32 protein-coding genes are annotated in these 23968 nt (G+C 67.2%); 7 read left to right on the top strand and 25 right to left on the bottom strand.

Annotation, left to right across the window (positions count from 1 at the left end; all coding sequences use genetic code 11):
* Nucleotides 1-159: 159 nt before the first annotated feature.
* From ABIC17_RS00255 to ABIC17_RS00210, 10 genes are all read right to left on the bottom strand, one after another.
* Complete coding sequence (locus ABIC17_RS00255; protein ID WP_354278668.1) at nucleotides 160-705, bottom strand: GNAT family N-acetyltransferase; 546 nt, start codon at nucleotides 703-705, stop codon at nucleotides 160-162.
* Nucleotides 706-712: 7 nt separating this feature from the next.
* Entirely contained in the window at nucleotides 713-1132 is a 420-nt protein-coding gene (gene ribH / locus ABIC17_RS00250; RefSeq protein WP_354278667.1) for a 6,7-dimethyl-8-ribityllumazine synthase, read from the bottom strand.
* Nucleotides 1132-2295, bottom strand: coding sequence for a 3,4-dihydroxy-2-butanone-4-phosphate synthase (ribB, locus tag ABIC17_RS00245; RefSeq protein WP_354278666.1), 1164 nt, complete (start codon nucleotides 2293-2295; stop codon nucleotides 1132-1134). Before ribB ends, ribH begins: the two co-directional genes overlap by 1 nt.
* A complete protein-coding gene (locus ABIC17_RS00240) occupies nucleotides 2285-2905 on the bottom strand; it encodes a riboflavin synthase (RefSeq protein ID WP_354278665.1) in 621 nt (206 codons plus the stop codon). The genes ribB and ABIC17_RS00240 overlap by 11 nt, the downstream gene beginning before the upstream one ends.
* A 3-nt stretch (nucleotides 2906-2908) precedes the next feature.
* Nucleotides 2909-3925 (bottom strand): bifunctional diaminohydroxyphosphoribosylaminopyrimidine deaminase/5-amino-6-(5-phosphoribosylamino)uracil reductase RibD, encoded by a 1017-nt coding sequence (gene ribD / locus ABIC17_RS00235; RefSeq protein WP_354278664.1) that lies wholly within the window; start codon nucleotides 3923-3925, stop codon nucleotides 2909-2911.
* A gap of 2 nt (nucleotides 3926-3927) precedes the next feature.
* Nucleotides 3928-4278: a hypothetical protein gene (locus tag ABIC17_RS00230; RefSeq protein WP_354278663.1), complete on the bottom strand. Its 351-nt coding sequence runs from the start codon at nucleotides 4276-4278 to the stop codon at nucleotides 3928-3930.
* Between the two features lie 51 nt (nucleotides 4279-4329).
* Nucleotides 4330-5004, bottom strand: a complete 675-nt coding sequence (locus ABIC17_RS00225; RefSeq protein ID WP_354278662.1) for a TonB family protein — start codon at nucleotides 5002-5004, stop codon at nucleotides 4330-4332.
* 124 nt (nucleotides 5005-5128) lie between these two features.
* Nucleotides 5129-5779 (bottom strand): heme exporter protein CcmB, encoded by a 651-nt coding sequence (locus ABIC17_RS00220; protein ID WP_354278661.1) that lies wholly within the window; start codon nucleotides 5777-5779, stop codon nucleotides 5129-5131.
* A 7-nt stretch (nucleotides 5780-5786) separates the two neighbouring features.
* Complete coding sequence (gene ccmA / locus ABIC17_RS00215) at nucleotides 5787-6386, bottom strand: heme ABC exporter ATP-binding protein CcmA (RefSeq protein WP_354278660.1); 600 nt, start codon at nucleotides 6384-6386, stop codon at nucleotides 5787-5789.
* Nucleotides 6383-6790: a metallopeptidase family protein gene (locus ABIC17_RS00210; RefSeq protein ID WP_354278659.1), complete on the bottom strand. Its 408-nt coding sequence runs from the start codon at nucleotides 6788-6790 to the stop codon at nucleotides 6383-6385. The genes ccmA and ABIC17_RS00210 overlap by 4 nt, the downstream gene beginning before the upstream one ends.
* A gap of 50 nt (nucleotides 6791-6840) precedes the next feature.
* Here ABIC17_RS00210 and ABIC17_RS00205 point away from each other — a divergent pair, with 50 nt between their 5' ends.
* Nucleotides 6841-7134, top strand: a complete 294-nt coding sequence (locus tag ABIC17_RS00205; RefSeq protein ID WP_354278658.1) for a 4a-hydroxytetrahydrobiopterin dehydratase — start codon at nucleotides 6841-6843, stop codon at nucleotides 7132-7134.
* A 28-nt stretch (nucleotides 7135-7162) separates the two neighbouring features.
* Here the strand turns inward: ABIC17_RS00205 and ABIC17_RS00200 are convergent, their stop codons facing one another.
* The 6 genes from ABIC17_RS00200 to ispG are packed head-to-tail and all read right to left on the bottom strand — an operon-like array spanning nucleotide 7163 to nucleotide 10737.
* A complete protein-coding gene (locus ABIC17_RS00200; protein ID WP_354278657.1) occupies nucleotides 7163-7519 on the bottom strand; it encodes a TfoX/Sxy family protein in 357 nt (118 codons plus the stop codon).
* Nucleotides 7519-7998 (bottom strand): GNAT family N-acetyltransferase, encoded by a 480-nt coding sequence (locus ABIC17_RS00195; RefSeq protein WP_354278656.1) that lies wholly within the window; start codon nucleotides 7996-7998, stop codon nucleotides 7519-7521. Before ABIC17_RS00195 ends, ABIC17_RS00200 begins: the two co-directional genes overlap by 1 nt.
* Nucleotides 7995-8846 (bottom strand): DMT family transporter, encoded by an 852-nt coding sequence (locus ABIC17_RS00190; RefSeq protein WP_354279388.1) that lies wholly within the window; start codon nucleotides 8844-8846, stop codon nucleotides 7995-7997. The genes ABIC17_RS00195 and ABIC17_RS00190 overlap by 4 nt, the downstream gene beginning before the upstream one ends.
* A gap of 38 nt (nucleotides 8847-8884) precedes the next feature.
* Nucleotides 8885-9283, bottom strand: a complete 399-nt coding sequence (locus ABIC17_RS00185; RefSeq protein WP_354278655.1) for a type II toxin-antitoxin system VapC family toxin — start codon at nucleotides 9281-9283, stop codon at nucleotides 8885-8887.
* Complete coding sequence (locus tag ABIC17_RS00180) at nucleotides 9262-9558, bottom strand: AbrB/MazE/SpoVT family DNA-binding domain-containing protein (protein WP_354278654.1); 297 nt, start codon at nucleotides 9556-9558, stop codon at nucleotides 9262-9264. Before ABIC17_RS00180 ends, ABIC17_RS00185 begins: the two co-directional genes overlap by 22 nt.
* 36 nt (nucleotides 9559-9594) lie before the next feature.
* A complete protein-coding gene (ispG, locus tag ABIC17_RS00175; RefSeq protein ID WP_242137921.1) occupies nucleotides 9595-10737 on the bottom strand; it encodes a flavodoxin-dependent (E)-4-hydroxy-3-methylbut-2-enyl-diphosphate synthase in 1143 nt (380 codons plus the stop codon).
* A gap of 133 nt (nucleotides 10738-10870) precedes the next feature.
* On the opposite strand from ispG, the gene ABIC17_RS00170 reads away from it, so the two are divergent.
* From ABIC17_RS00170 to ABIC17_RS00155, 4 genes are all read left to right on the top strand, one after another.
* On the top strand, nucleotides 10871-12013 hold the full coding sequence (locus ABIC17_RS00170) for an acyltransferase family protein (protein WP_354278653.1): 1143 nt from the start codon (nucleotides 10871-10873) through the stop codon (nucleotides 12011-12013).
* Nucleotides 12010-12921, top strand: a complete 912-nt coding sequence (locus ABIC17_RS00165; RefSeq protein WP_354278652.1) for an isoaspartyl peptidase/L-asparaginase family protein — start codon at nucleotides 12010-12012, stop codon at nucleotides 12919-12921. The genes ABIC17_RS00170 and ABIC17_RS00165 overlap by 4 nt, the downstream gene beginning before the upstream one ends.
* Before the next feature lie 70 nt (nucleotides 12922-12991).
* Nucleotides 12992-14161 (top strand): ATP-binding protein, encoded by a 1170-nt coding sequence (locus ABIC17_RS00160; RefSeq protein ID WP_354278651.1) that lies wholly within the window; start codon nucleotides 12992-12994, stop codon nucleotides 14159-14161.
* A gap of 67 nt (nucleotides 14162-14228) precedes the next feature.
* Nucleotides 14229-15104 (top strand): S1/P1 nuclease, encoded by an 876-nt coding sequence (locus tag ABIC17_RS00155; protein WP_354278650.1) that lies wholly within the window; start codon nucleotides 14229-14231, stop codon nucleotides 15102-15104.
* Between the two features lie 29 nt (nucleotides 15105-15133).
* On the opposite strand, the gene ABIC17_RS00150 is transcribed toward ABIC17_RS00155, so the two are convergent.
* The 9 genes from ABIC17_RS00150 to ABIC17_RS00110 all read right to left on the bottom strand — a co-directional run bounded on the left by ABIC17_RS00150 (nucleotide 15134) and on the right by ABIC17_RS00110 (nucleotide 21671).
* Nucleotides 15134-15379: a hypothetical protein gene (locus ABIC17_RS00150; RefSeq protein WP_354278649.1), complete on the bottom strand. Its 246-nt coding sequence runs from the start codon at nucleotides 15377-15379 to the stop codon at nucleotides 15134-15136.
* Nucleotides 15372-15584 (bottom strand): type II toxin-antitoxin system antitoxin, encoded by a 213-nt coding sequence (locus ABIC17_RS00145; protein ID WP_354278648.1) that lies wholly within the window; start codon nucleotides 15582-15584, stop codon nucleotides 15372-15374. The genes ABIC17_RS00150 and ABIC17_RS00145 overlap by 8 nt, the downstream gene beginning before the upstream one ends.
* An 8-nt stretch (nucleotides 15585-15592) precedes the next feature.
* Nucleotides 15593-16492, bottom strand: a complete 900-nt coding sequence (locus tag ABIC17_RS00140) for an SPFH domain-containing protein (RefSeq protein ID WP_354278647.1) — start codon at nucleotides 16490-16492, stop codon at nucleotides 15593-15595.
* A 387-nt stretch (nucleotides 16493-16879) separates the two neighbouring features.
* The gene (gene pal / locus ABIC17_RS00135; protein WP_354278646.1) at nucleotides 16880-17389 is read right to left on the bottom strand and encodes a peptidoglycan-associated lipoprotein Pal; all 510 of its coding nucleotides are present in this window, start codon (nucleotides 17387-17389) and stop codon (nucleotides 16880-16882) included.
* A gap of 88 nt (nucleotides 17390-17477) precedes the next feature.
* On the bottom strand, nucleotides 17478-18899 hold the full coding sequence (gene tolB, locus ABIC17_RS00130; RefSeq protein WP_354278645.1) for a Tol-Pal system beta propeller repeat protein TolB: 1422 nt from the start codon (nucleotides 18897-18899) through the stop codon (nucleotides 17478-17480).
* A gap of 10 nt (nucleotides 18900-18909) precedes the next feature.
* Nucleotides 18910-20007, bottom strand: coding sequence for a cell envelope integrity protein TolA (tolA, locus tag ABIC17_RS00125; protein ID WP_354278644.1), 1098 nt, complete (start codon nucleotides 20005-20007; stop codon nucleotides 18910-18912).
* A 13-nt stretch (nucleotides 20008-20020) separates the two neighbouring features.
* Entirely contained in the window at nucleotides 20021-20458 is a 438-nt protein-coding gene (gene tolR, locus ABIC17_RS00120) for a protein TolR (protein WP_354278643.1), read from the bottom strand.
* A 3-nt stretch (nucleotides 20459-20461) separates the two neighbouring features.
* Nucleotides 20462-21154 carry a protein TolQ gene (tolQ, locus tag ABIC17_RS00115; protein WP_354279386.1) on the bottom strand — a complete coding sequence of 231 codons (693 nt, stop codon included), beginning with the start codon at nucleotides 21152-21154 and terminating at the stop codon, nucleotides 20462-20464.
* Between the two features lie 13 nt (nucleotides 21155-21167).
* Nucleotides 21168-21671: a YbgC/FadM family acyl-CoA thioesterase gene (locus tag ABIC17_RS00110; protein WP_354278642.1), complete on the bottom strand. Its 504-nt coding sequence runs from the start codon at nucleotides 21669-21671 to the stop codon at nucleotides 21168-21170.
* Between the two features lie 90 nt (nucleotides 21672-21761).
* Between ABIC17_RS00110 and ABIC17_RS00105 the strand changes: the two genes are divergently transcribed.
* On the top strand, nucleotides 21762-22520 hold the full coding sequence (locus tag ABIC17_RS00105) for an ABC transporter ATP-binding protein (protein ID WP_354278641.1): 759 nt from the start codon (nucleotides 21762-21764) through the stop codon (nucleotides 22518-22520).
* A complete protein-coding gene (locus tag ABIC17_RS00100) occupies nucleotides 22517-23962 on the top strand; it encodes a hypothetical protein (protein ID WP_354278640.1) in 1446 nt (481 codons plus the stop codon). Before ABIC17_RS00105 ends, ABIC17_RS00100 begins: the two co-directional genes overlap by 4 nt.
* Nucleotides 23963-23968 lie beyond the last annotated feature (6 nt).

Here is a 23968-nt window from a genome sequence, read left to right as displayed (position 1 = left end):
GGGGATGGTGGGAAGGGGGCAGCCCCCTGTCATGCTTCCCCGGCGAAGGCCGGGGCCCAGTAGCGAGACCTGAGAAGTTCAGGCGCTGCGCTTGCTTACCAGCGCCTGCGCGACTGGGCCCCGGCCTTCGCCGGGGAAGCGCTTACCGTAAAAATCAGATTACCTGGATCGCGCCCGCGCACGCCATTCCGCTGCCGTCTGCCCCCACGCATCCACGGGCAAATGCGCAAGCGGCGCAGGCAATTGCGTTGGCCCGCGATTGACCGACTCAAGCCGAGCCGCCAGCGCGGCGGATTCAACGTTGTCCGGTGCGATCGTGTGGATCACTTCGTCCCAGCCGAGCACGTCGAACGCATAGTCGATCGTCGCCACCGCCGCCTCGCGCGCAAAACCCCGGCCGGCAAATTCCCGCGCGACGCCCCAGCCGACTTCGGTTCCCGGCCAGCCCTCGGGCATCCACGGCCCGACGCGCCCGACCCACCGCCCGGTGGCACGCTCGATCAGCGAGAACATCGAAAACCCGCGGATCTGCCACGCCCCCGCCATGATGCACAGCGAGCGCCACGCGGTCCCACGGTCCTGTACGCCGCCCAGGTGGCGCATCGTCACCGGGTCGGCATTGAAAGCATACCAGCCTTCCGCATCCTCCGCCGCGAGCGGGCGGAGGATCAGCCGTTCGGTAAACAGGATCGGCCCGTTTACCACGCGACGCTCAGCCGAACCGCGTCTTGAGCGTCATCATGGCGATCGCCGCCTTCGCCGCCTCGCCGCCCTTGTCCTTCTCGTCCCGCCGTGCGCGCGTCAGCGCCTGCGCTTCGTTCTCGGTCGTCAGGATGCCGTTGCCGATCGCGAGACCGTCCATCGACAGCGCCATCAGCCCGCGCGCGCTCTCGCCCGCGACGATCTCGAAATGATAGGTCTCGCCGCGGATCACCACACCCAGCGCGACGAACCCGTCATAGTCGCCGCTATCCGCTGCAAGCGCGACCGCGCCCGGAATCTCGAGCGCACCGGGGACGGTGATCGTCTCGTGGCTGTGCCCCGCCTCCTCGATCGCGGCGCGTGCGCCTTCGAGCAGCAGGTCGTTGAGATGGTCGTAAAACCGTGCTTCGACGATGAGGATCTTGGCCATTATTCTCCGCCCGTACCGGGGATGGAACGCTCGTCGACGATCGACAGGCCGTAACCTTCGAGCCCGACGAGCGCGTGATGCGTGTTGGTGAGCAGGATCATTTCCTCGACCCCGAGCTCGGCAAGGATCTGCGCGCCGACGCCGTAATCGCGGAGTTCCTCGACCTCGGGCGCGCCAGCGCCCTTGCCCTCGCCGCGCAGCTTGATGAAGCGCGTGAGCGAATCCTTCATCGGCCGGTTGATCACGACGATCACGCCTGCGCCTTCCTCGCCGATCAGCTCCATCGAGCGTGACAGCAGCCCCGAGCGTTCGTTTTCCTCGCCGAACACATCGACGAAGGTCGACATGGTGTGCATGCGCACCAGCGTGGGCTTGGCGGGGTCGATCCGGCCCTTGACCAGCGCGATCGTCTCGTCGCCGGTCGCCTTGTTGTGGAAGGTCATCGCCTTCCATTGGCCACCCCAGCGCGAGTCGAACGCCATTTCGGCGCGCTTCTCGACGAGATGGTCGTGGCGGCGGCGATAGGCGATCAGGTCGCGGATCGTCCCGATCTTGAGATTGTGGAGTTGTGCGAACGCCACGAGGTCGTCGAGCCGGCTCATCGTGCCGTCCTCGTTCATGATCTCGCAGATCACGCCCGAGGGATTGAGCCCCGCGAGCCGCGACACATCGACCGCCGCCTCGGTATGGCCCGCGCGCACCAGCACCCCGCCATCGCGCGCAACCAATGGGAAGACATGGCCGGGGGTGACGATCTCGTCCTTGCCCTTGGACGAATCGATCGCGACCGAGATGGTCCGCGCACGGTCGGCGGCGGAAATTCCGGTCGTCACGCCGTCCCGCGCCTCGATCGAAGTGGTGAAGGCGGTTTCGTGCCGCGTGCCATTGTGACGGCTCATCAGCCCGAGGCCGAGTTCTTCGACGCGCTTCTTCGTCATCGCGAGGCAGATCAGACCACGGCCGTGCTTGGCCATGAAGTTGATCTTCTCAGGCGTCGCCATCTGCGCGGGGATGACGAGGTCGCCCTCGTTCTCGCGGTCCTCGTCATCGACCAGGATGAACATCCGGCCGTTCTTGGCCTCGTCGATCAGTTCCTCTGGCGAGGACAGGAAGCCGTGGCGCAGCCGCGCGACTTCGGGACCGGAGGACGGGTTAGCGGCCACGATAATGCTCCATGCGCTTGAGATACCTGGCCAGCACGTCGATCTCGATATTGATCGGCGAACCGGCCTTAAGACTGCCGAGGGTGGTGACCGCGGCAGTGTGCGGGATCAGATTGACCCCGATCAGCACGCGTTCGGGCTCGTCGTCGACGCTGTTCACGGTGAGCGATACCCCGTCGAGCGTGATCGATCCCTTGGGCGCGACGAACGGTGCGATGTCCGGCCCCGCCGCGATCACGACACGGTGCGATCCGCCCTCGGCCGTGACCGAGACGATCTCGCCGATCCCGTCGACATGCCCCGTGACGATATGCCCGCCGAGTTCCTCGCCGAGTTTGAGCGCGCGTTCTAGGTTGAGCTTCGCGCCCGCGGTCCATTGCCCCGCGGCGGTGCGCGACAGCGTCTCGCCTGATACATCGGCCGCGAACCAGCCGCCCGCGCTGCCGCCCGCTCCCTTGTCGACGACCGTCAGGCACACGCCCGAACAGGCGATCGACGCGCCGAGATCGACCCCGCTCATGTCATAGCCGGTCGCGACGATGACGCGCAGGTCGCCGCGTTGCTCGACCCGGTCGATCGTGCCGACGTCGGTAATGATCCCGGTGAACATCGCTTATTCTCCTGCGCCCGGCGTTACCGTCCCGGCGCGCTCCCTTACGCATTCGTAAACCTCGAGCCGGTCGCTGCCAAGCGCGCGCGCATCGGTCAAGACCCAGCGGCCATGTGCCGCTGCCAGATCGGTCAGCCCGATGTCGGGCAAGGTGCGCCCCCCGCCGATCAGGATCGGCGCGCGGTACAGCAGCAGTCGGTCCACCAGATCGGCGGCGAGGAAGGCGGCAGCCGTCGTCGGCCCGCCTTCGATCAACAGATGATCGACTGCATCGAGCGCCCCGATCGCATCGGGCGCGGCAAGGTTTTCCCACGCTACCCCGGCATCGGGATGCGCGAACGCAGGCGTATGCGACAGGATCAACCGCCGTGGCGCACGCTCTGCAAGTCCGTCGAGCCGGACGTCGAGCGCTGGCGCATCCGCTTCGATCGTCGCGCGTCCGACCAGGATCGCTTCATGCCGCGCGCGTTCGAGATGCGCGTGCGCGCGCGCCTGCGGGCCGGTGATCCACTTGCTCACACCCGAACCCAGCGCCATCGCGCCGTCGAGCGACAGCGCCAATTTTAGCGTGACATGCGGCCGCTGCCGCGACTGGCGGGTCAGGAACCCCGCGATCTGCCGACGCGCAGCCGCGTCACCAATTCCAACGTCGACCGTGATTCCAGCCTCGCGCAACCGTGCGATCCCGGTGCCGTTCGTCCGGGCGTCCGGATCGCCCATCGCGACGACCACGCGCGCGACATTGGACAGGATCAACAGGTCCGCGCACGCAGGGCCACGCGGCGACAGATGCGCGCACGGTTCGAGTGTCACGTAAACAGTTGCGCCGCGCGACTTTTCGCCCGCCTGTGCGAGCGCCATCGCCTCGGCATGCGGACGCCCGCCCGGCTGCGTCCAGCCGCGCCCGACGACCTTGTGGTCCGCCACGATGATGCAGCCGACGTTGGGGTTGGGCGCAGTCCGCCCGCGCCCGCGCGACGCCAGCGCGAGCGCCGCGTCCATCCAGCGCTGGTTGCTCATGGCTAGATCCCCCAGGCCTTCAGCCCGTCGTTCACCTTCTTGAACTGTGCCTTGCGTTCGTCCTGGAGCCGCTTGAGTTCGGCGTCCTGCTTGGCCTTCTCCGCGCTGTCGATCTTCTGCTGCGCGATGATTTGCGCATCGGTGCGGTCGAGCCGCCAGTTCTGCACATAGATGATGTCGCGGTGATACGGCTTGGGCGGGATCCGCGATTCATAGATCACGCCCATGATCATCACATAGGTCAGCGCGAGCGCGACCCCCATGAAACCGAGCTGATGCGGCCGCCGCGTCGTCACATACGACTTCACATCGCGGAACGCCTGCTTGGGCGAGAGGTACTGCAGGAACTTCATCGCACAGAGATAGGCGTGGGCGGGGGGCTGCGCCAGCCCCGCCCGCGCACGCTATTCCTGCCCGAGCTGGAAGCGCACCGCCATCTGCTGCCATGCCTCGACCGCCACGCCGTCGCGCGTTGCGGGGGTGAAGCGCCATCTGGTCAGCGCCTGGCGGCGGGTGGCTTCAAGGAACGCCGGCGAGGCGGCGCTGATCGCCTCGACCTGCTTCACCCGACCGTCCGCACCAACGAGGACGCGCACGACCACGCGACCCTCATGTTCTGCGAGTCGTTCGTCGGCGGGATAGGCGGGCTGGAACGAGTCGCGATAGCGCGAGTCGATCCGGGGTGCGGTCAGGATCGGTACCGGCGGCAGCGGGATCGTGCCGACATCGCCGGTATCGCCCGTCGTAGCAGTACCCCCGATCGGCGGAAGGTCGACCTTTACCCCGGTGAAGCCGCTGGTGGTGATCGGGATCGGCGGATCGGTGACCTCGACATGGTCGATCGGCCGCGGCACCTGTGTCTTCGGCAGTGCGTTCTGCGGTTGCGGCTTGGGGTGCTCAGGCGGCGGTGGATCGGTCGGGAGCGGAATGTTGGTCGCGGCGATCGTCGGAACGACATTCCGCACGAAATGCGGAGCGGTCAGCGACAGCCCGAACAAAAGCACGCCGCTCGCGCCGAGCGCAAAGGCGAGGCCACCGGGGTTGAGTCCACCGGGCCGGGAATAGCGATCTGCAACCATGCGCTCATCTCCACCTAAGACCACCCGGTCTCTGCCGGGATTAGCGAGGATGTTACATCATAACCTGTCCGGTGCAAGAGACGTTGTCACATGTCATCGATCGGCGCATGTGCGCACGATTCTGTCACTCCATCGCCGAGCGCATCGCCGCACCCGCAACGAACGGTGCCCCCGCAAGCAACAGCAGGCTGACCGCGCCGAGCAGCTTGAGCGCACCCGTTCCCGCATCGCCCCCGACCCCCTCGATCGATCCCGCGCCGAAGATCAGCAGCGGCACCGCGAGCGGCAGCATCACCAGCCCCGCGACCGATCCCGCCCCGCGCAACCCCGTCACCAGCGCCGACGTTGCCACCGCCAGCGCTGCAAGGCCGGGGGTGCCGATCAGCAACCCGATCTCCACCGTCGTCAGCGTCGCAAGCGGCAGCCCGAGCAGCCCCGCCGCGATCACCGCAGCCAGCATCAGCGGCGGCCCAAAGCCGAGCCAGTGCGCGACGATCTTCGCCGCCGCGACCGACGCTAGGCTCATGCCGCGCACCGCCAGCTGATCGAGCACGCCGCTTTCGGTGTCGGGGCCGATCAGCCGCTCGACCGGCATCAGCGCGGCGAGCAGCGCCGCCGCCCAGATCACCCCGCCGCCGATCCGCGCGAGCAGCACCGTGTCGGGGCCAACCGCAAACGGGAACAGGATCGTGACGAGCAGGAAGAAGGCGAGCGCGTTGACGATCCCGCCGCTTCCCCAGCCGATCCGCAGGTCGCGCAGGATCAGCGTCAGCATGATGGCATCAGCATGGCAGGGTGATCCTCTGCGCGCCCGGCAGGTCGAGCGGCATGTGCGTCGCGACCAGCGCGATCCCGCCATTGGCACGGTGGCGCGCGATCAACCGTTCGAGCACCGCAACGCTCGCGACGTCGAGCCCGTTGGCGGGTTCGTCGAGCAGCCACAAGGTCGCGCCGCTGGCGACCACGCGTGCGAGCGCGGCGCGGCGGCGCTGCCCGGTGGACAACAGCCGCACCGGCACTTCGGCAATCGCGGACAGGTGCACCGCCGCCAGCGCATCGGTCGCCCGGTCGCGCGCGCGCGCAGGATCCGCATCGAGCGACGCCCAGAAGGTAAGCGCATCGATCAGCCGCCGGGCCGGATCGAACGCGTGCGTCTCCGCCATCAGCGCGCGCGTCGGCGGATGGGCGATCGTCCCTCCATCGGGACGCAGCAACCCGGCAGCAATGCGGATCAGGCTCGATTTGCCGACGCCATTCGGCCCCGCGACCAGTCCCGCCGCGCCTGCGGGCAGCGAGAAGGACAAGCCATCGAACAGCATTCGCCCGCCACGGACGCAGCGGACGTCCGAGAATGCGAGCGCAGATGGGGTGGGATCGCTCACTGGTCCGACACCGTCGCTTCCAGCGCGTGCATGTCGGCATCCGACAGACCGAAATGATGCCCGATCTCGTGGATCGTGACATGCCGCACCAATTCGGTGAGCCCGACCCCGGTCGCGATCCATTCGTCGAGGATCGCGCGCCGATACAGATGGATCCGGTCTGGCAGCGCGCCCGTCTCCATCGACGATTTCTCCCCGATCGGGTGGCCGTGATAGAGCCCCGTCAGGTCGTACGGATCGTCGATCCCGAGCGCGTCAAGCGTCTCGTCGTCGGCAAAGTCCTCGACCAGCAGCACGACCTCGCCGAGATGATCGAGAAACGCGCGTGGCAGGCCCGCGATGGTCGCGCGGGCGATCGTTTCGATCGTCTCGGCATCGGGCGGGAGTTGATCGGGCGGCTCCATGCGGTAAGCCTTACGGTGATGGCGCACGGTGCGCCAGCGGGAGAGCATGTGTGACGGTGGAGCCGCTCAACGACGAAGACCGGGCAGCAGCGCTCGATACGCTCGACGAATGGGATTATGACGAATCGCGCGACGCAATCACGCGGCGCTTCACCTTCGCCGATTTCAGCGAGGCGTTCGCGTTCATGACCCGCGTCGCGCTGCTGGCGGAGAAAGCGGACCATCATCCCGAATGGTCGAACGTGTGGAACCGCGTCGACATCGCGCTCACCACGCATGATGCAGGCGGACTGTCGCACAAGGACGTCGCGATGGCGGAGGCGATCGAAGCGCTCGCGGAATAGGGGATATCCCGGCGCGTCGGGCGCGGCGTTATTTGGGCGGCTTCTTCCGCTTGACCGGCGCCCGCGCTCCCGCTGCAACGCCCAGCAGCGCCCATTCGCGCAAGGCATCGGCGTCGTCATACACGTCATCCGGCGCGCGGCGGTAGTTCATCGTGCCCGTCCGCCCCTCGCCCATCTCATAGGTGAAGCGCGCACAGCCAGCGTCATCCCAGGCTGCGTCGCTTGTCGCATCCGCCTTGAACCACAGCAGGTCGTCATCGACGATCGCGAAGATCGTGCCGTCGAGATAGAGCGTCGCACCGCCCATCATCGCGCGCTTCGTGACGGTTCCGACCGGAGCGAGCGCTTCCTCGACCCAGGCGAGCAATCCCGGGTCGACCGCCATCAGTTCTTGTCCGCAAGCTTCGCGAGCGCGTCGCCGGTGACGCGGTAGACGGTCCATTCCTCCATCGGCAGCGCGCCGACCGAGCGGTAGAAGGCGATCGCCTTCTCGTTCCAGTCGAGCACCGACCATTCGAACCGCGTGCAGCCGCGCTCGACCGCAAGACCCGCGAGATGCTGGAGCAACGCCTTGCCGACTCCGCTGCCGCGCGCCTCGGGGGTGACGTAGAGATCCTCGAGATACAGTCCGCGCCACCCGGTCCAGGTCGAGAAATTGTGGAAGAACAGCGCCATCCCGACCGGCTTGCCGTCGAGCAGCGCGATCGCCGCTTCCGCCGCCGGATGCGCGCCGAACAGTGCGTCGTGAAGCAACGGCTCGGTCGCGACGACCTTATCCGATGCGCGCTCGAACTCAGCGAGTTCGCGGACGAAATGCATGATCAGCGCAACATCGTCGGCGGTGGCGGGGCAAATTTCGATCATGCAGCGGCCTCGGTCTGGGGTGCGGGAGCGGCGGTGCCGCGAATGGCGAAGATGCAGCCCGCGATGATGAGGGCCGCGCCGGCAAGGGTGTAGAGCGAGACGCGCTCGTCGAACACCCACCAGCCGAACATCCCGGCCCAGACGAACGCGGTATATTCGACCGGCGCGAGCACCTGCGCCTCGGCATGGCTGTACGCCCACGCCAGCGCGATCGCCGAGATCGACCCGAGCACCGCTGCGCCGCCGATCGCCGGGAGTTGCGCCACGCTCGGGACCGCGGCGAACCACCAGGCCCCGACGAGCAACAAAGCGGTGAGCACGATGCTGGTGAACAAGGCGACCTCGAGCGGATCGGCGACCTGCGCCTGTTGCCGCAGCAGGATCAGCGAATAGGCGTAGAAGATCGACGCCGCGAAGATCGCGAGCGAGCCGAGCACATGCGCCGTCGAGGCATGCGCCTGCACTTCCCCCGCCGCGATCGCGAGCACGCCGAGGCTCGCGATAACCGAGCCGAGGATCGCCGCCCGTCGGATCGTCTCGCCGAGCAGCACGGCGGCGAAGAACAAGGCGATTAGCGGCGCGAGGAAGGTCAGCGCGACGCCCTGCGCCATCGGTACGCGGACCAGCCCCCAGAAGAACAGCAGCACCGAGATCCCCCCGGTCGCCCCGCGCAATGCATGGAGTTTCAACGCCGCGCGCCCCGGGAAGGCGCGGCGCTTGAGCAGGAACACCGTGCCGAGCAGCATGACCCCGACGAACGAGCGCCACAGCACCGCGCTATACGCGCCGCTGGTGATGCTGAGGCCCTTCATCAGCACGTCCATCGCCGAATAAGTCGCGATCCCCATCGCGGCGACGGAGAAAGCGTGTTTCGCGCTGCGAACCGTCACCGAATCAACCGTATGTCGAGGTCCAGACCAAGGTTCAGCCATTTGCCGTCGCACGTGAAGATCGGCCCGCCCGTCGCAATGCCGAGCGCCAGACAGGCGCGATCCGCGAAGGACGTTCCGGTACGATCGACTCGCGGATGCAACGCGGCAGCGATACGGGCGTCCGCCGACGCGAATGGCACGATCACGATGCCCAGCTTCGTCAATTGCTGTTCCACATCGGAACCCGCGATGTCGCGCCGCGCGCTCTTGTGCAGGACTTCGTCGAGATTGACGGCAGATAGCAGCGCGCCATCGCTGTGCGCGATCACGAGATCAGCGCCAGGTTCCTCGAAGATGACAGCCAGGATCGACGACGCATCCAGAACCGGGGTCACCGCTTCCCCGCCAGCCATTCGTCCATTTTCCGTTGTTCCAGTCGCGCCTGTTCCTGCCGCTCGGCAAGCAGTTCATCGACGATGCTGCCCGCCCCCTCCGCCGCCGGGCCGCGCAAGGCCCGGAACCTCGATTGCACTTCCTGCACGACCTGGGCGCGGGTCTTGAGGACGATGTGCCCCGCTTCGTCCCGATCCACGGCCAGCGAATCGCCGGGTTCAATTCCCAATTCGCGCCGAAGTTCGGCGGGAATGACGAGCTTGCCGCCAGCGATCACTTTGGCATGGTAGGTCATGGTAGGTCCTCCAGGACCCACCAGGTACCACAGGACCTATTCCGCCGCCACGGGCACCGGCACAGCCGCCGCCAGCGCCGCATCATGCGCCTCGATCGCCGCAGCCTTGTCCTCGACCAGCTTGACGATGTGTTCGAGCATATCCTCGCTGTTGACCGTGTGGTCGGTCACGCCCGACAGATACACCATGTGCTTGCCGTTGCCGCCACCGGTCAGCCCGATGTCGGTCTCGCGCGCTTCGCCGGGGCCGTTGACGACGCAGCCGAGCACCGACAGCGACATTGGCGTCCGGATATGCTGGAGCCGTTCCTCGAGCGCCTGCACGGTGCGGATCACGTCGAACCCCTGCCGCGCGCACGACGGGCACGACACGACGCGCACGCCGCGGTTGCGGATGCCGAGCGCCTTGAGGATCTCGAACCCGACGCGGACTTCGTCCTCGGGCTCGGCCGAGAGCGAGACGCGGATCGTGTCACCGATCCCGGCCCACAGCAGCGAACCGATCCCGATCGACGACTTGACCGTCCCGCCGACGAACCCGCCCGCCTCGGTAATGCCGAGATGGAGCGGGCAATCGACCTGCTCCGCCAGCTGATGATAGGCGGCGACCGCGAGGAAGAAGTCGGACGCCTTCACCGCGACCTTGAATTCGTGGAAATCATGGTCCTGCAGGATCTTGATGTGATCCATCGCGGATTCGACCAGCGCATCCGGGCACGGCTCGCCATATTTTTCGAGCAGATGCTTCTCGAGCGAACCGCCGTTGACGCCGATCCGGATCGCGCAGCCGTTCGACTTGGCGGCGTCGATCACTTCGCGGACGCGCGATGCCGAGCCGATGTTGCCCGGGTTGATCCGCAAACAGGCGGCCCCCGCGTCCGCTGCTTCCAGCGCGCGCTTATAATGGAAATGGATGTCGGCGATGATCGGCACGCGGCTCGCGCGGACGATCTGTTTCAGCGCGGCGGTGCTTTCCACGTCCGGGCAAGAGACGCGGATCAGATCGACGCCGGCATCCTCGCAGCGGCGGATCTGGTCGATCGTCGCACGCGGGTCGCTGGTCGGGGTGTTGGTCATCGTCTGGACGGTGACCGGCGCATCGCCGCCGACGGGGACATTGCCGACCATGATCTGGCGGGACTGACGACGCATGATATCGCGCCACGGACGTAGGGACATGGGGGAGAGTTTCCTTCGCTGTGCGGCTGATATAGCGGCTCAATCGCGAGACGGGAACCTTTTGCCGCGCGAAAGCGGCGGCACCGTCCCGCACGCGCTGGCCAAAGCGCGATCATCGGCTAAGGGAAGCCCGATGGAACGGCATTATGGTCTGGACTGGCTGCGAATCGGCGCGTTCGGCCTGCTCATCTTCTACCATATCGGCATGGTGTTCGTCCCCTGGGGCTATCACGCCAAGACCGCGCACCCGCTTCCCTGGGTCGCGGTGCCGATGCTCGCGCTCAACAGCTGGCGCCTCCTGCTGCTGTTCGTCGTGTCGGGCTATGCCAGCCGCGCATTGCTCGCGCGCGGGCACGGCGCGGCGCGGTTCGCGCGCAACCGGACGTGGCGGCTGCTCGTGCCGTTGCTGTTCGGCGTGCTCGTCATCGTCCCCGTCCAGCCGTGGATCGAGCTGACCACGCAGCGCGGCTACGGCCACGATTTCGGGTATTTCCTGCTGAACGATTATTTCCGCTTCGCGCGTGTGCGCGGGCTGCCGCTGCCCAACTGGCAGCATCTGTGGTTCGTCGGGTATCTCTGGCTCTATACGATGCTGCTCGTGCTCGGCGTCGTGCTGGTCGGGCGGCGCAGCCTCCAGCGCGGGTTCGACTGGGTGTTCGGAACCGTGCTCGTGTGGCTGCTGCCGATGGCGTGGCTGGTGATCGTCAGCGTGTGGCTGTTCCCCGGCAAGGGCCCGACCAACGACCTGATCCGCGATGCGGTGTCGCACGCGCAATATCTGCCCGGCTTCCTGTTCGGCTTCGCGCTCGCGGGCTCGCCCGCTGCGCTGGCGGCGATCCACCGCTGGTGGCCCGTCGCACTGATCGTCGCGCTCGTCAGCTATGCGGTGTCGGCGGGGATCGAATGGCACTGGCCCGGACTCGCACATCCCACGGCCCCCTTCGGCACGGTGTTCGCGGTGGCGCGCCCGGTGCATGGCTGGAGCACCATCGTCGCGCTGATCGGGATAGCCGACCGCTTCCTCAATTTCGACCTGCGCTGGCGCCGGACGCTGACCGAGGCGGTGTTCCCCTTCTACATGATCCACCAGACGATCATCGTCGGAGTCGAGGGCGCGTTGCTCCCGTTCCGGCTGCCTCCGATCGCCGAATTCGCGCTGCTCGTCGTCGCGACGATCGGCGGGTGCTGGATCTTTTATCTGATCGGGCGACGGATCGGCTGGCTTCGCCCGCTAATTGGGCTGCGCCCCTTTGCTCGCAAGGAACACATGACATGAGCTGGACTCTGATGCTCCACGGCGGTGCTGGGCAAATGACGCGCGACACGCTTACACCGACGCAAATCGAGGGCGCGGAGGCCGCGCTTGGGCGCGCGCTTGATGCGGGCGCGGCGGTGCTGGCGAGCGACGGCAGCGCGCTCGATGCGGTCGAGGCAGCGGTGCGCGTGCTGGAGGACGATCCGCACTTCAATTCGGGCCGCGGTGCCGCGCTGACGCACGACGGGATCGCCGAACTCGACGCCGCGATCATGGACGGGCGCGACCGCAACGCCGGGTCGGTCGCGGGCGTCACCGCGACGCGCAATCCCGTGTCGCTCGCCCGCGCGGTGATGGCGCACAGCCCGCACGTGCTGCTCAGCGGCGCAGGCGCGGATATTTTCGCACGCGAGCAGGGCTGCGAGGCGGCGACGCAGGACTGGCTCGTCCTCCCCGAACGCCGCGCGCAATTGGAGGAGATGTTGGCGGGCGGCGGCGCGTTCGATGTCGACATGAAATACGGCACGGTCGGCGCGGTCGCGTGCGATGCGCACGGCCATGTCGCCGCCGCCACCTCGACCGGCGGCGTGACCGGCAAGCGCTGGGGCCGGATCGGCGATTCGCCGCTGATCGGCGCGGGCACCTATGCCGACGATCGCGCGGGCGCGATATCGTGCACCGGCTCGGGCGAATTCTTCATCCGCGTCAGCGTCGCGCACGAAATCTGCGCCCGCGCGCGGGTCGGCGGGGAGCCGGTGGCCGACGCGGCAAAGGCGGTGCTCGACGAAGTCCGAGCGATGGGCGGCACCGGCGGCGTGATCGTCGCCGCACCCGACGGCAGTGCGGCATGGCATTTCACCACCCCCGGCATGTACCGCGCGCGGCTTTCGTCCGAGGGTGAGCGTGAGATCGGGGTGTTCGAGGACTGACCCACGCGCAACGCATATCAAGCGACATTAGCGAGTTTACAGAAATTCTATAATATCCGATAACATTACTATGGATCCCCGCCGCAACCCTTTCGCTCCCGGTGCCGGGACCCCGCCGCCCGAACTCGCGGGACGTGCCGCACTGCTCGACCGCAATGCCGTCGCGCTCGACCGGATTCGCGCAGGGCGGGCCGCGCGCCCGAGCATCCTCTACGGGCTGCGCGGGGTCGGAAAGACCGTGTTGCTGTCCTCGATGCGCGACGCGGCGGAAGGCGAAGGGATGACGGTCGTCACGATCGAGGCCCCCGAGAACCGCTCGCTTCCGGGAATCCTCGTGCCGGCACTCCGCGCGGCATTGCTCAGGCTAGACCGGATGAAACAGGCGACCGCCGGCGTGACGAGGGCGCTGCGCGCCCTTGCGGGTTTCGCGCAACTCAAGGTCAAGTTCGACGATCTCGAAGTCGCGCTCGATTTCGAGCCCGAGGCGGGCCTTGCCGACAGCGGTGATCTCGAGACGGATCTCGCCGACCTGATCGTCGCGGTGGGAGAAGCGGCGAAGGAACGGGGGTCGGCGATGATCCTCGTAATCGACGAACTGCAATATGTCCCGGAGGAACAGCTCGCCGCGCTGATCAGCGCGCTCCACCGCGCGAGCCAGAAGCAGTTGCCGGTGACGATGCTCGGTGCGGGACTGCCGCAATTGCTCGGGCAGATGGGCCGCGCCAAATCCTATGCCGAGCGGCTGTTCGAATTCGTCGCGGTCGGCCCGCTTGAAGCGGACGCTGCACGCGCTGCGATCCGCTTGCCGGTAGAGCGCGAGGAAGAGGCGATCGATGCCGCTGCGCTCGACGCGATCGCGGCGGAGACCCAGGGCTATCCTTATTTCCTGCAGGAGTGGGGCAAGCACAGCTGGGATGCGGCGGATGCCTCGCCAATTACGGCGCAGGATGTCGCCGCGGCGACGCAAAGTGCGCTGGCAGAGCTCGATTCGAGCTTCTTCCGGGTGCGATTCGACCGGCTGACCCCGGCTGAAAAGCGCTATCTGCGCGGGATGGCGACGCTCGGGCCGGGGCCGCACCGCTCGGGCGACGTCGCGGAAGCGCTCGGCGTCAAGGTGTCGAGCGTCGCGCCGACGCGCAACAGCTTGATCGCCAAGGGGATGCTGTACAGCCCTGCGCATGGTGACACAGCCTTCACGGTCCCGCTGTTCGATGCGTTCATGCGGCGCGTGATGCCGTAGCCATACCGGCCCATCCCGCCAGCATTCCCGCTTTCGCCAACCCCGTCAGACGCCTAAAGCGCGGCTCATGACCAGTCTCCGTCGCGTTCGCCCAGCGCTTGTCGCTGCCGCCACCCTGTTTGCCGCGGGCAGCGCCACGCCGGCCGCCGCTTACTGGGAATATGGCCACCAGACCGTCGCGCGAATCGCCGAGGCCAACGTCCGCCCGCAGACCCGCGTCGCGATCCGTCGGTTGCTCAAGCAACAGGCGTTGCTCGATACGCCGACGTGCAAGGCGGGGACGATGGCGGATGCGAGCACCTGGGCGGATTGCGTCAAGCCGATCAAGGGCGCCGACGGCAAGCCGCGTTTCGGTTATGCGTATACGTGGCACTATCAGGACGTGAACATCTGCCGCCCCTTCTCGCTGACCGAGGCGTGCAAGGACGGCAATTGCGTCTCGGCGCAGATCACCCGCGACGTTGCAACGCTCAGGAACCGCCGCGCCGCGCAGAAGGACAAGCTCGAAGCGCTCGTCTTCCTGATCCACTTCGTCGGCGATCTTCATCAGCCGCTTCACGCCGGTGAGAAGGACGACAAGGGCGGCAACGACGTCAAGGCGACCTATGACAGCTATGGTCCGCCGAAGCTCAACCTGCATTCGGTGTGGGACGGGCTGCTGGCCGAGCGTGCAATCACGTCGGGACCATCGCTCGTCCGTCGCTATACGCCTGCCGTCCGCGCCAAGATCGCGGCAGGAACCGTTACCGACTGGAGCCGCGAAAGCTGGCAGGTCGCGCATGACGTGACCTATGCAAGCGTGATGGCAGACCCGTGCGCGCCGACCCCGGAACGCGTGACGCTCGACGAGGCGACGATCGCCAAGCTGGTGCCGGTCGCGCGGCTCGAGGTCGAGCGCGGCGGGTTGCGACTGGCGAAATTGCTGGACGCGGCGTTGGGGTAAGGCGCGGGCCAAAGGTCGGGGTGGTGCCGCTACCTCCGCCGACCCCAATGCCAGCTCCAACCGCCACGCGTCTTGCGGATCGCGATGAGCGTGAACAGCAGCAGCAACGCGACCAGCACGCCGACCCGCGCAACCCGGTCCGGCATCAGCGTCATGTCGAGGATCGCAAGCACCGCGAACCCCAGCGTCAGCGCCCAACCCTGCCACGTCACCGGGGTCGCGCCGATCCCGAACGCCTTGGGTACGAACCAATAGCCGTCTTCTGCATCACGCATCGCCATCTTCCTTCGGTGGCCGTCCCCGCCGCGGCGGGTTGGGCGCGTCGAGCTTGACCCCACGTCGCGCCAGCGCCTCGCGCAGCAGGCATTCGACCTGCGCGTTGACGCTGCGCAGCTCGCCCGCAGCCAGCCGTTCGACCGCCGCATGCAACGCGGGGTCGAGCCGGAGCGCGAACGCCTTCTTCGCGGGGGGATCCGCCATCCGCGCGCCTATTGGTACAGCGAGCCGGCGTTGACGACCGGCTGCGTGTCGCGCTCGCCGCACAGCACGACCATCAAATTGGACACCATCGCCGCGCGGCGCTCGTCGTCCAGTTCGACCACGCCCTTCGCCGACAACAGGTCGAGCGCCATCTCGACCATCCCGACCGCGCCTTCGACCAGCGTCGCGCGCGCCGCGACCACCGCCTGCGCCTGTTGCCGCCGCAGCATCGCACCCGCGATCTCAGGCGCGTAGGCCAGATGCGTAAAGCCGCATTCGTCGACCGTGATCCCCGCCGTCACCAGTCGCGCGATCAGCTCGGCGCGGAGTTCCTGCGCGACCTGGTCGTGATTGCCGCGCAGCGTCACTTCCTGATGCTCGTAATCGTCATAAGGATAGCGCGCGCCGATCGTCCGCACCGCCGCCTCGATCTGGACGATCACGAACGCCTTGTAATCGTCGATGTCGAACAGCGCCTGCGCGGTGTCGGTGACGCGCCACACGACCTGCGCCGCGATCTCGATCGGGTTGCCGCGCAGGTCGTTGACCTTCAACCGCTCCGAAATCATGTTGTTGGCGCGCAGCGACACCTGCTTGCGCCACAGCCACGGCAACACCCAGCGTAAGCCTGTGACGCGGTCGGTGCCCTTATACGCGCCGAACAGGGTGATCGCGGTCGCCTGATTGGGTTGCTGCATGTAGAAACCGCCTGCGACGAACGCGGTGACGAGCGCACCGACCGCGATGAGGATCCCACCAAGATCGGACTCGTCGATTTCGCTGATGCCGAACCCCGCGCACGCGAGCGCGGCGACGATCACCAGCAGCATGACATAGCCGTTCGAGGTCTGCGCGGAGCGTTCGTGCGACAAGGTGAGTGCGGTATTGCGTTCGAGCGACTCGGCCATTCGTACCTCCCGTTATTATGATATCATATTTATATCATTACGGGGTGAGAGGCAATCAGGCACTGGGGTGCCGATGGGATCAAACGTGCCGTCATCCTGAACTTGTTTCAGGATCCACCGGGCCGCGAATTCTATGGGTGTTGGACGCGTACGGCGGTGGATCCTGAAACAAGTTCAGGATGACGGGTGGGTGGTGGAAACGTGGGCTTTCCCCACCCCGTTCGGGCTGAGCGTAGTCGAAGCCCCTTGCGCAACGCAGGCCCTTCGACTGCGCTCAGGGCGAACGGATGGCGGAAACCGCGCGCCCCCCCCCCGCAACAGCGAGCGCACAAAAAAAGGGCGGCGTCCCTGCGGACACCGCCCTTCCCAACGGAACCGCGAGAAGGATCAGTTCAGAACGATCGTCACCGCACGACGGTTCTGCGCGAGGCTCTGGTCATCCGATCCGAGCGCAAGCGGGCGTTCCTTGCCGTAGCTGATCGTCGAGATCCGCCCTGCCGTGACACCGCGCGCCGCGAGATAGTTCTTCGCCGAATTGGCGCGGCGGTCGCCGAGCGCAAGGTTGTACTCGCGCGTGCCGCGCTCGTCGCAATGGCCTTCGAGGCTGACCGTCACGTTGGGATATTTCGCCAGCCACGCCGCCTGGCTGTCGAGGATCGCACGCGCCGAACCATCGATGTCATAGCTGTCGAGCGCGAAGTTGACGGTGTTGCTCGTGACCGAACGCTCGAAGTCCGCACGCGAACCGGGGACGATCGCGCCGTTGCCGCCGGCATTGGGGTCGACCGGTGCGGTATCGCTCGGCGCGGGCGGGATCACGGCGGGGCGCTTCTTGCTGCACGCCGCGGTTGCGAGCAGCGCGGTCGCGATCAGGATCGAGGTCGTTACTTTTGCCATCGGGTTTTCTCCTTGGGGATTGGGAACGAACACATCCGGTTACACGACAAGATTAAACAATCGACCGGCTCACAGTTGGAAATCGATATTAAGGGCGTAACGGTCCCCAGGCCGGATCGGATCCATCGAGCACGGTCGGCACGCGCCGCACATTGACTCCGGTCAGATCGACCGACCACAGATCGGCCTTGCCGCTGCCGCCGCCGGACGAACGGAAGAACATCAGCACGCGGCCATTGGGCGACCAGCTCGGGCCCTCGTCCTGCGATCCGTCGGTCAGCAGTTTCTCGTTGCCACCCGCCGGGCTCATCACCCCGATGCGGAACGATCCACCGATCTTGGTGTAGGCGATCAGGTCGCCGCGCGGACTCCACACCGGGGTCGCATAGCGACCCGAACCGAAGCTGATCCGCTGTTGCTGCGATCCGTCCGCGTTCATCACGTACAGCTGCTGCGTGCCCGAGCGATCGCTCTCGAACGCGATTCGGCTGCCGTCGGGCGAATAGGTGCCGCCGGTGTCGATCGCGGTCGAGGTGGTCAGGCGCTGCGGCGTGCCGCCGCTCAAGGGCACGCGGTAGATATCGGTATTGCTCGACCGCGCCATCGAGAACAGCACCCAGCGGCTGTCGGGCGAGACGCGCGGGGCGAACGTCAGATCCGTATTGCCGACCAGCAGCCGCTGCCGCCCCGACGCCAGATCATAGACATAGATCGCCGGCCGATCGTTGAGATAGCTCATGTACACGATCGAGCGCTGGTCGGGCGACAGCCGCGGGGTCAGCGCGATCGCCTGGCCGTTGGTCAGGAAGCGGTGGTTCTCGCCGTCCTGGTCCATGATCGCGAGGCGCTTGATGCGGCGACCCTTGGGGCCGGTCTCGGAGACATAGACGACGCGACTGTCGAAATACGGGCCTTCGCCGGTCAGCTTGGAATAGACCATGTCGGCGCATTTGTGGCCTGCGCGGCGCCAGTCGCTCGGCGGGACGACGAAGCCCTGCCGCGCGATCTCGTTGCGCGAGGTGACGTCGTAGAGATAGCAACCGACCGTCAGCGTCCCGTCGCCGGTCGCGCGGACATAGCCCTGCACCAGCGCCGAGGCCCCGGCGCCTGTCCAATATTCGAACGTCGGTGCGGTCACTTCGGAGAAGGCGACCGGCTTGACGCCCGCTTCGAGCGGCTTGAACAGCCCCGAATTGCGCAAGTCGGTCGAGATGATCTTCGACAGCTGGACGCCCAGCGCATCGGTGCGTCCAGCCGGCGTATCGACCGGCTCGGTCGTCGGCATCGTCGGAATCGCGATCCCGAGCGGTGCGGCGATCCCGCCGACCACGTCGACGACGAGCTCGCCGCCCTGCTGAGCATTGGGCTGCTGGGGATTTGCCGCCCCGGCCTGGGGGGCAGGCGCGGGTGCCGCTTGCTGCGCGGGAACATCCTGCGCCACCGCGGTCCCGGCCAACAGCGCGGCCCCGGATACGGTCAGCAGGGTCTTGAGCATCGTCTTGGGAAGCATCGGCAGTTCCTCAGCCCGGAAGTTTGTAGCGCAGGATAAACGTCTTCCACCCGCGCGGCACGTCATAAAGTTCGGGTGGCAGACCGCGCAGCGGCGCGCACCCCGTGAACGTCGCGATCGCATTGCGATCGACCACGTCGACATAACGGCGATTCTCGTCATCGACCCCGCCATGATCCGCCGCCACCGTCGGCCGTCCGGCGAGCGAGCCGTCGCGATTGAGCTGCAGCCGGATCGTCACGATGATCCGCGATGCGCCAGGTCCCGGATTGGGCTGGCGATCCGCGCATGGCTGGACCTGCCGCCGGATCGCGGAACCGATGTCGGCGGCGGCCTGCGCGTTCATCGTCGCGCCGGGGGCGGCGTCGGATGCCTTCGCCTTGCTCGGGCTTTGCGTCAGGCCCTTGCGGAAATCGTCGTCGAGCAACGATCCGGTGGCGCGCGCCTTGGTCGACTTGGCGTTCGTGCCATTGCCCTTGGCCGCTGCGCTTTTGGCCGCTGCCGCCTTTGCCGCCGCTGCCGCCGATGCTGCGGCGGCGGCTTTGGCAGCCTTGGCGTCCGCCACGGCCTTGGCCGCGGCATTGGCCTTCGCCTGCGCAGCCTTGGCTTGCGCGGCCTTCTCCTGCGCCTCCCTGGCGAGGTCGGCCTTGCTCGGCTTGGCTTCGGCCTTTGGTTCGGGCTTGGGTTTGGGTTGCGGCTTGGGCACCGGAACGGGTTTGGGGACCGGCTTCGGTTCGGGCTTGGGCTGCGGGACCGGCTTCGGCACCGGTTTGGGTTGGGGCTTTGGTTCTGCCTTGGGTTCCGCCTTGGGTTGCGGCTTTGGCACTGGGGCCGGCACCGGCTCGGGCGCAGGCGCGGCCGGCGCTTCCTCAGCCGGGGGCGCGGCGTCCTCGGGCGGGCCGGCGTCCGGCGCGGCGGATTGCGCGGGCGGCTCGGCTGCGGGCGGCGCGGTCTGCTCGAGCGCGACATTATCGACCAGCGACACGTCGATCGGCTGATTGGCGGGCGGGGGAAGCTTGGCGGCGTTCCAGCTCAGCGACAGGATCGCGAACAGCACGACATGGCCGAGCGCGGCCACGCCCAGCGCGATCCCCTCGCTACGGGTCATCCGCCCGTCCATCTCAGTTGCCGTCCTGGCTGACCGTCACCAGCGCCACGCGGTTGAGCCCGGCGCGATTGAGCTCGCCCATCACGCGCATCACCTTGCCGTAATCGAGCTTGGTATCCGCGCGCAGGAACACCTGCGGCGGCTTGGCGGCATCGCCCTTGGCGGCGAGCTGCGACAGGATGTCGGGCAACATCGCATCGCCGACCAGATCCTTCTCGACGAAGACCTGGCCTTCGTTGTCGATCGAGATCTCGATCGGCTTCTGGTCCTGGTCGAGCGCCTTGGCGCGGCTGTCGGGCAGGTTCACCGGAACACCCGCGGTCAGCAGCGGTGCCGTCACCATGAAGATGATCAGCAGCACGAGCATCACGTCGACCATCGGCGTGACGTTGATGTCCGCCATCGGTGCGCGTCGACCGCGCCCGCGCTGCGAGGGGAGGTTCATCGCCATCGCTTAGCGCCGACCCTCGCTCTCGAGCTGTCGGCTGAGCGTCGCGTGGAACCCGTCGGCAAAGCGGTTGAGCCGCGCCTCGACCCGGTTGATGCCGTGGCTGAAGCGGTTGTACGCGATCACCGCTGGAATGGCGGCGAACAGGCCGATCGCGGTCGCGAACAGCGCCTCGGCGATCCCCGGCGCGACGACCGCGAGCGAAGTGTTCTGCGCCTGTGCAATCCCCGTGAAGCTGCGCATGATCCCCCAAACCGTGCCGAACAGCCCGACGAACGGCGCGACCGAGCCGATCGTCGCCAGAATGTTGAGCCGGTCCGACAGGATGTCGATCTCGTTGGCGACCGAAGCGCCCATTGCGGTTGCAAGCCGTTCGCGCGTCGCCCCGCGATCGACTTGCCCGCCGACCGTCGACCGCCGCCATTCCGCAACGCCTGCGACGAACACGCGTGCGATCGGCAGCTTGCTGTCGACATGCTCCTTGTAGAAGGCGTCGATATCGTCCGCCTTCCAGAATGCCTTTTCGAACGTGCCGACCTTGCGGCGGATCCCGCTCAGCTTGGCGACGAACCCGATGATGATCGCCCAGGTCCACACGCTCGCCAACAACAGCCCGATCATGATTCCCTTCACGACGATATCGGCCTGGAGGAACAACGCGATCGGCGACATGCTCGCGGCGTCGGTATTCAGCATCATCTCGTTCACGACGTCATTTCCCCTGATCGCTTCGCATGTCGCCCATCACCTGCCGAAACGCGGTCACCCAAGCCTTGGGCTGGCGGAGCGGGCGTCCGCCGGGCGAAACCAGTGCCGCGGTGACATCGGCTTCGGTAAGTATCTGGGCACCCAACATGACCTGCTGATGAATATCAACCGACGCCGCACGAATTTGTTGTAATTGTGTGATAATAATCAGCGCATCGTCAAGCCGTGCCGGCGCGCGGTAGCGGATCGCCAAGGCGGTGACCGCATAGGCACCCCCGCCCGCCTCCTGATGCGCGCGCTGGTCGATCCCGGCGCGCATCAGCATGTCCGAGCGGGCGCGCTCCATGTAGCGCAGATAGTTGGCGTGATAGACGATCCCCGAAAGGTCGGTATCCTCGAAATAGACGCGCACCGGAAAGCGGTGCTGCCCGTCGACGATCCGCCCGGCGGCGGGCTGATCGAGCAGAGCGTCCGAAAAGTCGGAAAGGGTCGGATCTTGGATCGGCATCGCACGTCGCTCTAGCCGCAAGCCCCCCCGACGCAAACCCCGCGCGGGCAATCCGCTGGACGAGCCCGGTGTATTGCGTAAACAGGACAGATGACGACATCCGCGCTGCGCATCCGGGGGCTTGCGAAGAGCTTCGACAAGCCCGTCATCGAAGGCCTCGACCTCGATATCGCGGCGGGAGAACTATACGCCTTGCTTGGGCCGAACGGCGCGGGGAAGACGACGACCTTGCGGATGGTCGCAGGTCTTGCCGCGCCCGACGCGGGATCGATCGAGATCTTCGGGATCGACACGCAGCGCGATCCGCTCGGCGCCAAGGCGATCACCGCCTGGCTGCCCGATGAGGCGATGCTCTACGACAAGCTCACCCCCTTGGAATATCTCGCCTTCGTCGCCGGGCTGTGGCGGATGGACCCGGCCCATGCCGCCGCCGAGGCCGACCGGCTGTTGCAATGGCTCGATCTGTGGGAACAGCGCGATACCCGCTGCGAGGGGTTCTCGCGCGGCATGAAGCAGAAGGTCGCGCTGGCGGGCGCGCTGATCCACGATCCACGGCTGTTGATCCTCGACGAACCGCTGACCGGGCTCGACGCGACGATGGCGCGACTGGTGAAGGATGCGCTGCGCGCGCAGGTCGATGCGGGCAAGACCGTGATCGTCACCACGCACATCCTCGAGGTCGCCGAGCGGATGGCGGACCGGATCGGAATCATCGCGGGCGGTCGGCTGCTGGCGGAGGGCACGTTGCAGGATCTGCGCGACCGTGCCGGGACCGCGGGGATGACGCTGGAGGACACGTTCATCCGCCTGACCAGCCCGGCTTCGGCCGCAGCGCCGGTCGCGCCATGACGATCGTGCCCGCGGGGAGTTTCGGCTGGCTCGCGCTGCACGAACTCCGCCTCGCTTTCCGCTCGCGCGCGACACGCGGGGCAGCGCGGTGGATCGGCTATCTGCTGCTCGCCGGTTGGCTCGCGATCGGGTGCCTGACCGGCTGGGCGCTCCGCCACACGCCGATCCCGGTCCCGCCCGAGGCGATGATCGGGGTGCTCGCGGTCAGCGTGCTGGGGCTTACCTTCATGACCGCGCAGGCGATGATCGGCAGCCAGCGGACGCTGTACGAACGCGGCGACCTGCCGCTGCTGCTGTCCGCGCCGATCCCGGGGCGCAGCGTGTTGCTGGCAAAGCTGCTCGGCATCGCTGCGACGATCGCGCTGACCTATGCCGCCTTGCTGTTGCCGATCGTGCTGCCGGTCGCGATCCTCGGGCATCCGCGCTTGCTCGGGCTGGTCGCGCTGCTGATCGCGCTCGCGCTCGTCGCCGCCGCGCTCGGCCTTGCCCTGACACTGATGATCGCGCGCCTCGTCGGCCCGCGCGCGGCGCGGACCGTCGGGCAAGTCGTCGCGGCGGTGCTGGGCGGCGCGCTGTTCCTCGTCACGCAATTGTTGCCGCATGACGAAGGCCGGACGGGGACCTTTGCGGCACTGTTCGATCGGTTGCGCGCCGCACGGATCGGCACCTCGGGAATCAGTGCGCTCCCCGGCCACGCCGCGCTCGGCGATCCGTTCGCAATTCTCGTGGTGCTCGGCGTCGGGGTTGCCGCGTTCGCCGCTGCGGGCGCAACACTCGAACGCGCGTTCCTGTCGGGCTTTCTCGACGGCAGCGCCACCGTGTCGCGCAGCCGCCCGAGCGGGCGCGCGAGCGCACGGCTGTTCCACACCGGGCTGACGCGGACCGTGTTCGCCAAGGAATGGACGCTGCTCGTGCGCGATCCGGCGCTTGCGTTCCAGATCGTGCTCCGGCTGATCTATCTGGTGCCGCTGTTCCTCGGGCTGGTCGGCGGACGGCACGCGCTGCCGATCCCCGCCGCGCTCGCCTTTGCGAGCGTGCTCATCACCAGCCAGCTCGTCGGCAGCTTCGCCTGGCTGACCGTATCGGCGGAGGATGCACCCGACTTGCTCAGCGTCGCGCCGGTCGCGCGCGCGCAGGTCGACCGCGCCAAACTGCTCGCGGCCTTCGCGATGGCGGCACCGTTCGCGCTGCTGTCCCCGGTCGCGATCGGCGTGCAGACGCTTGCCGGCGCCGCGATTACGCTGGTGATGACGGTACTCGGCGGGGGCGCTGCCGGCTATATCGAGCTCAAACTGGGGAAGCCGGGCAAGCGCGGGGCGTTCAACAAGCGGCGCTCGGGGTCGATCGTCGCGGGGATCCTGTCGCTGCTAGTGGCGCTTGTTTTCGGCGGGGGTGCGGCTGGGCTGGTGTTTCTGGTGACCGGCGGGATCGCGGTCCCCTAGTGCAGA

The sequence above is a fragment of the Sphingomonas sp. PvP056 genome (assembly GCF_040549155.1).
Lineage (GTDB): Bacteria > Pseudomonadota > Alphaproteobacteria > Sphingomonadales > Sphingomonadaceae > Sphingomonas.
Note: the sequence above shows the minus strand (reverse complement) of the source record. Positions and strands in the feature narration are given on the sequence as shown.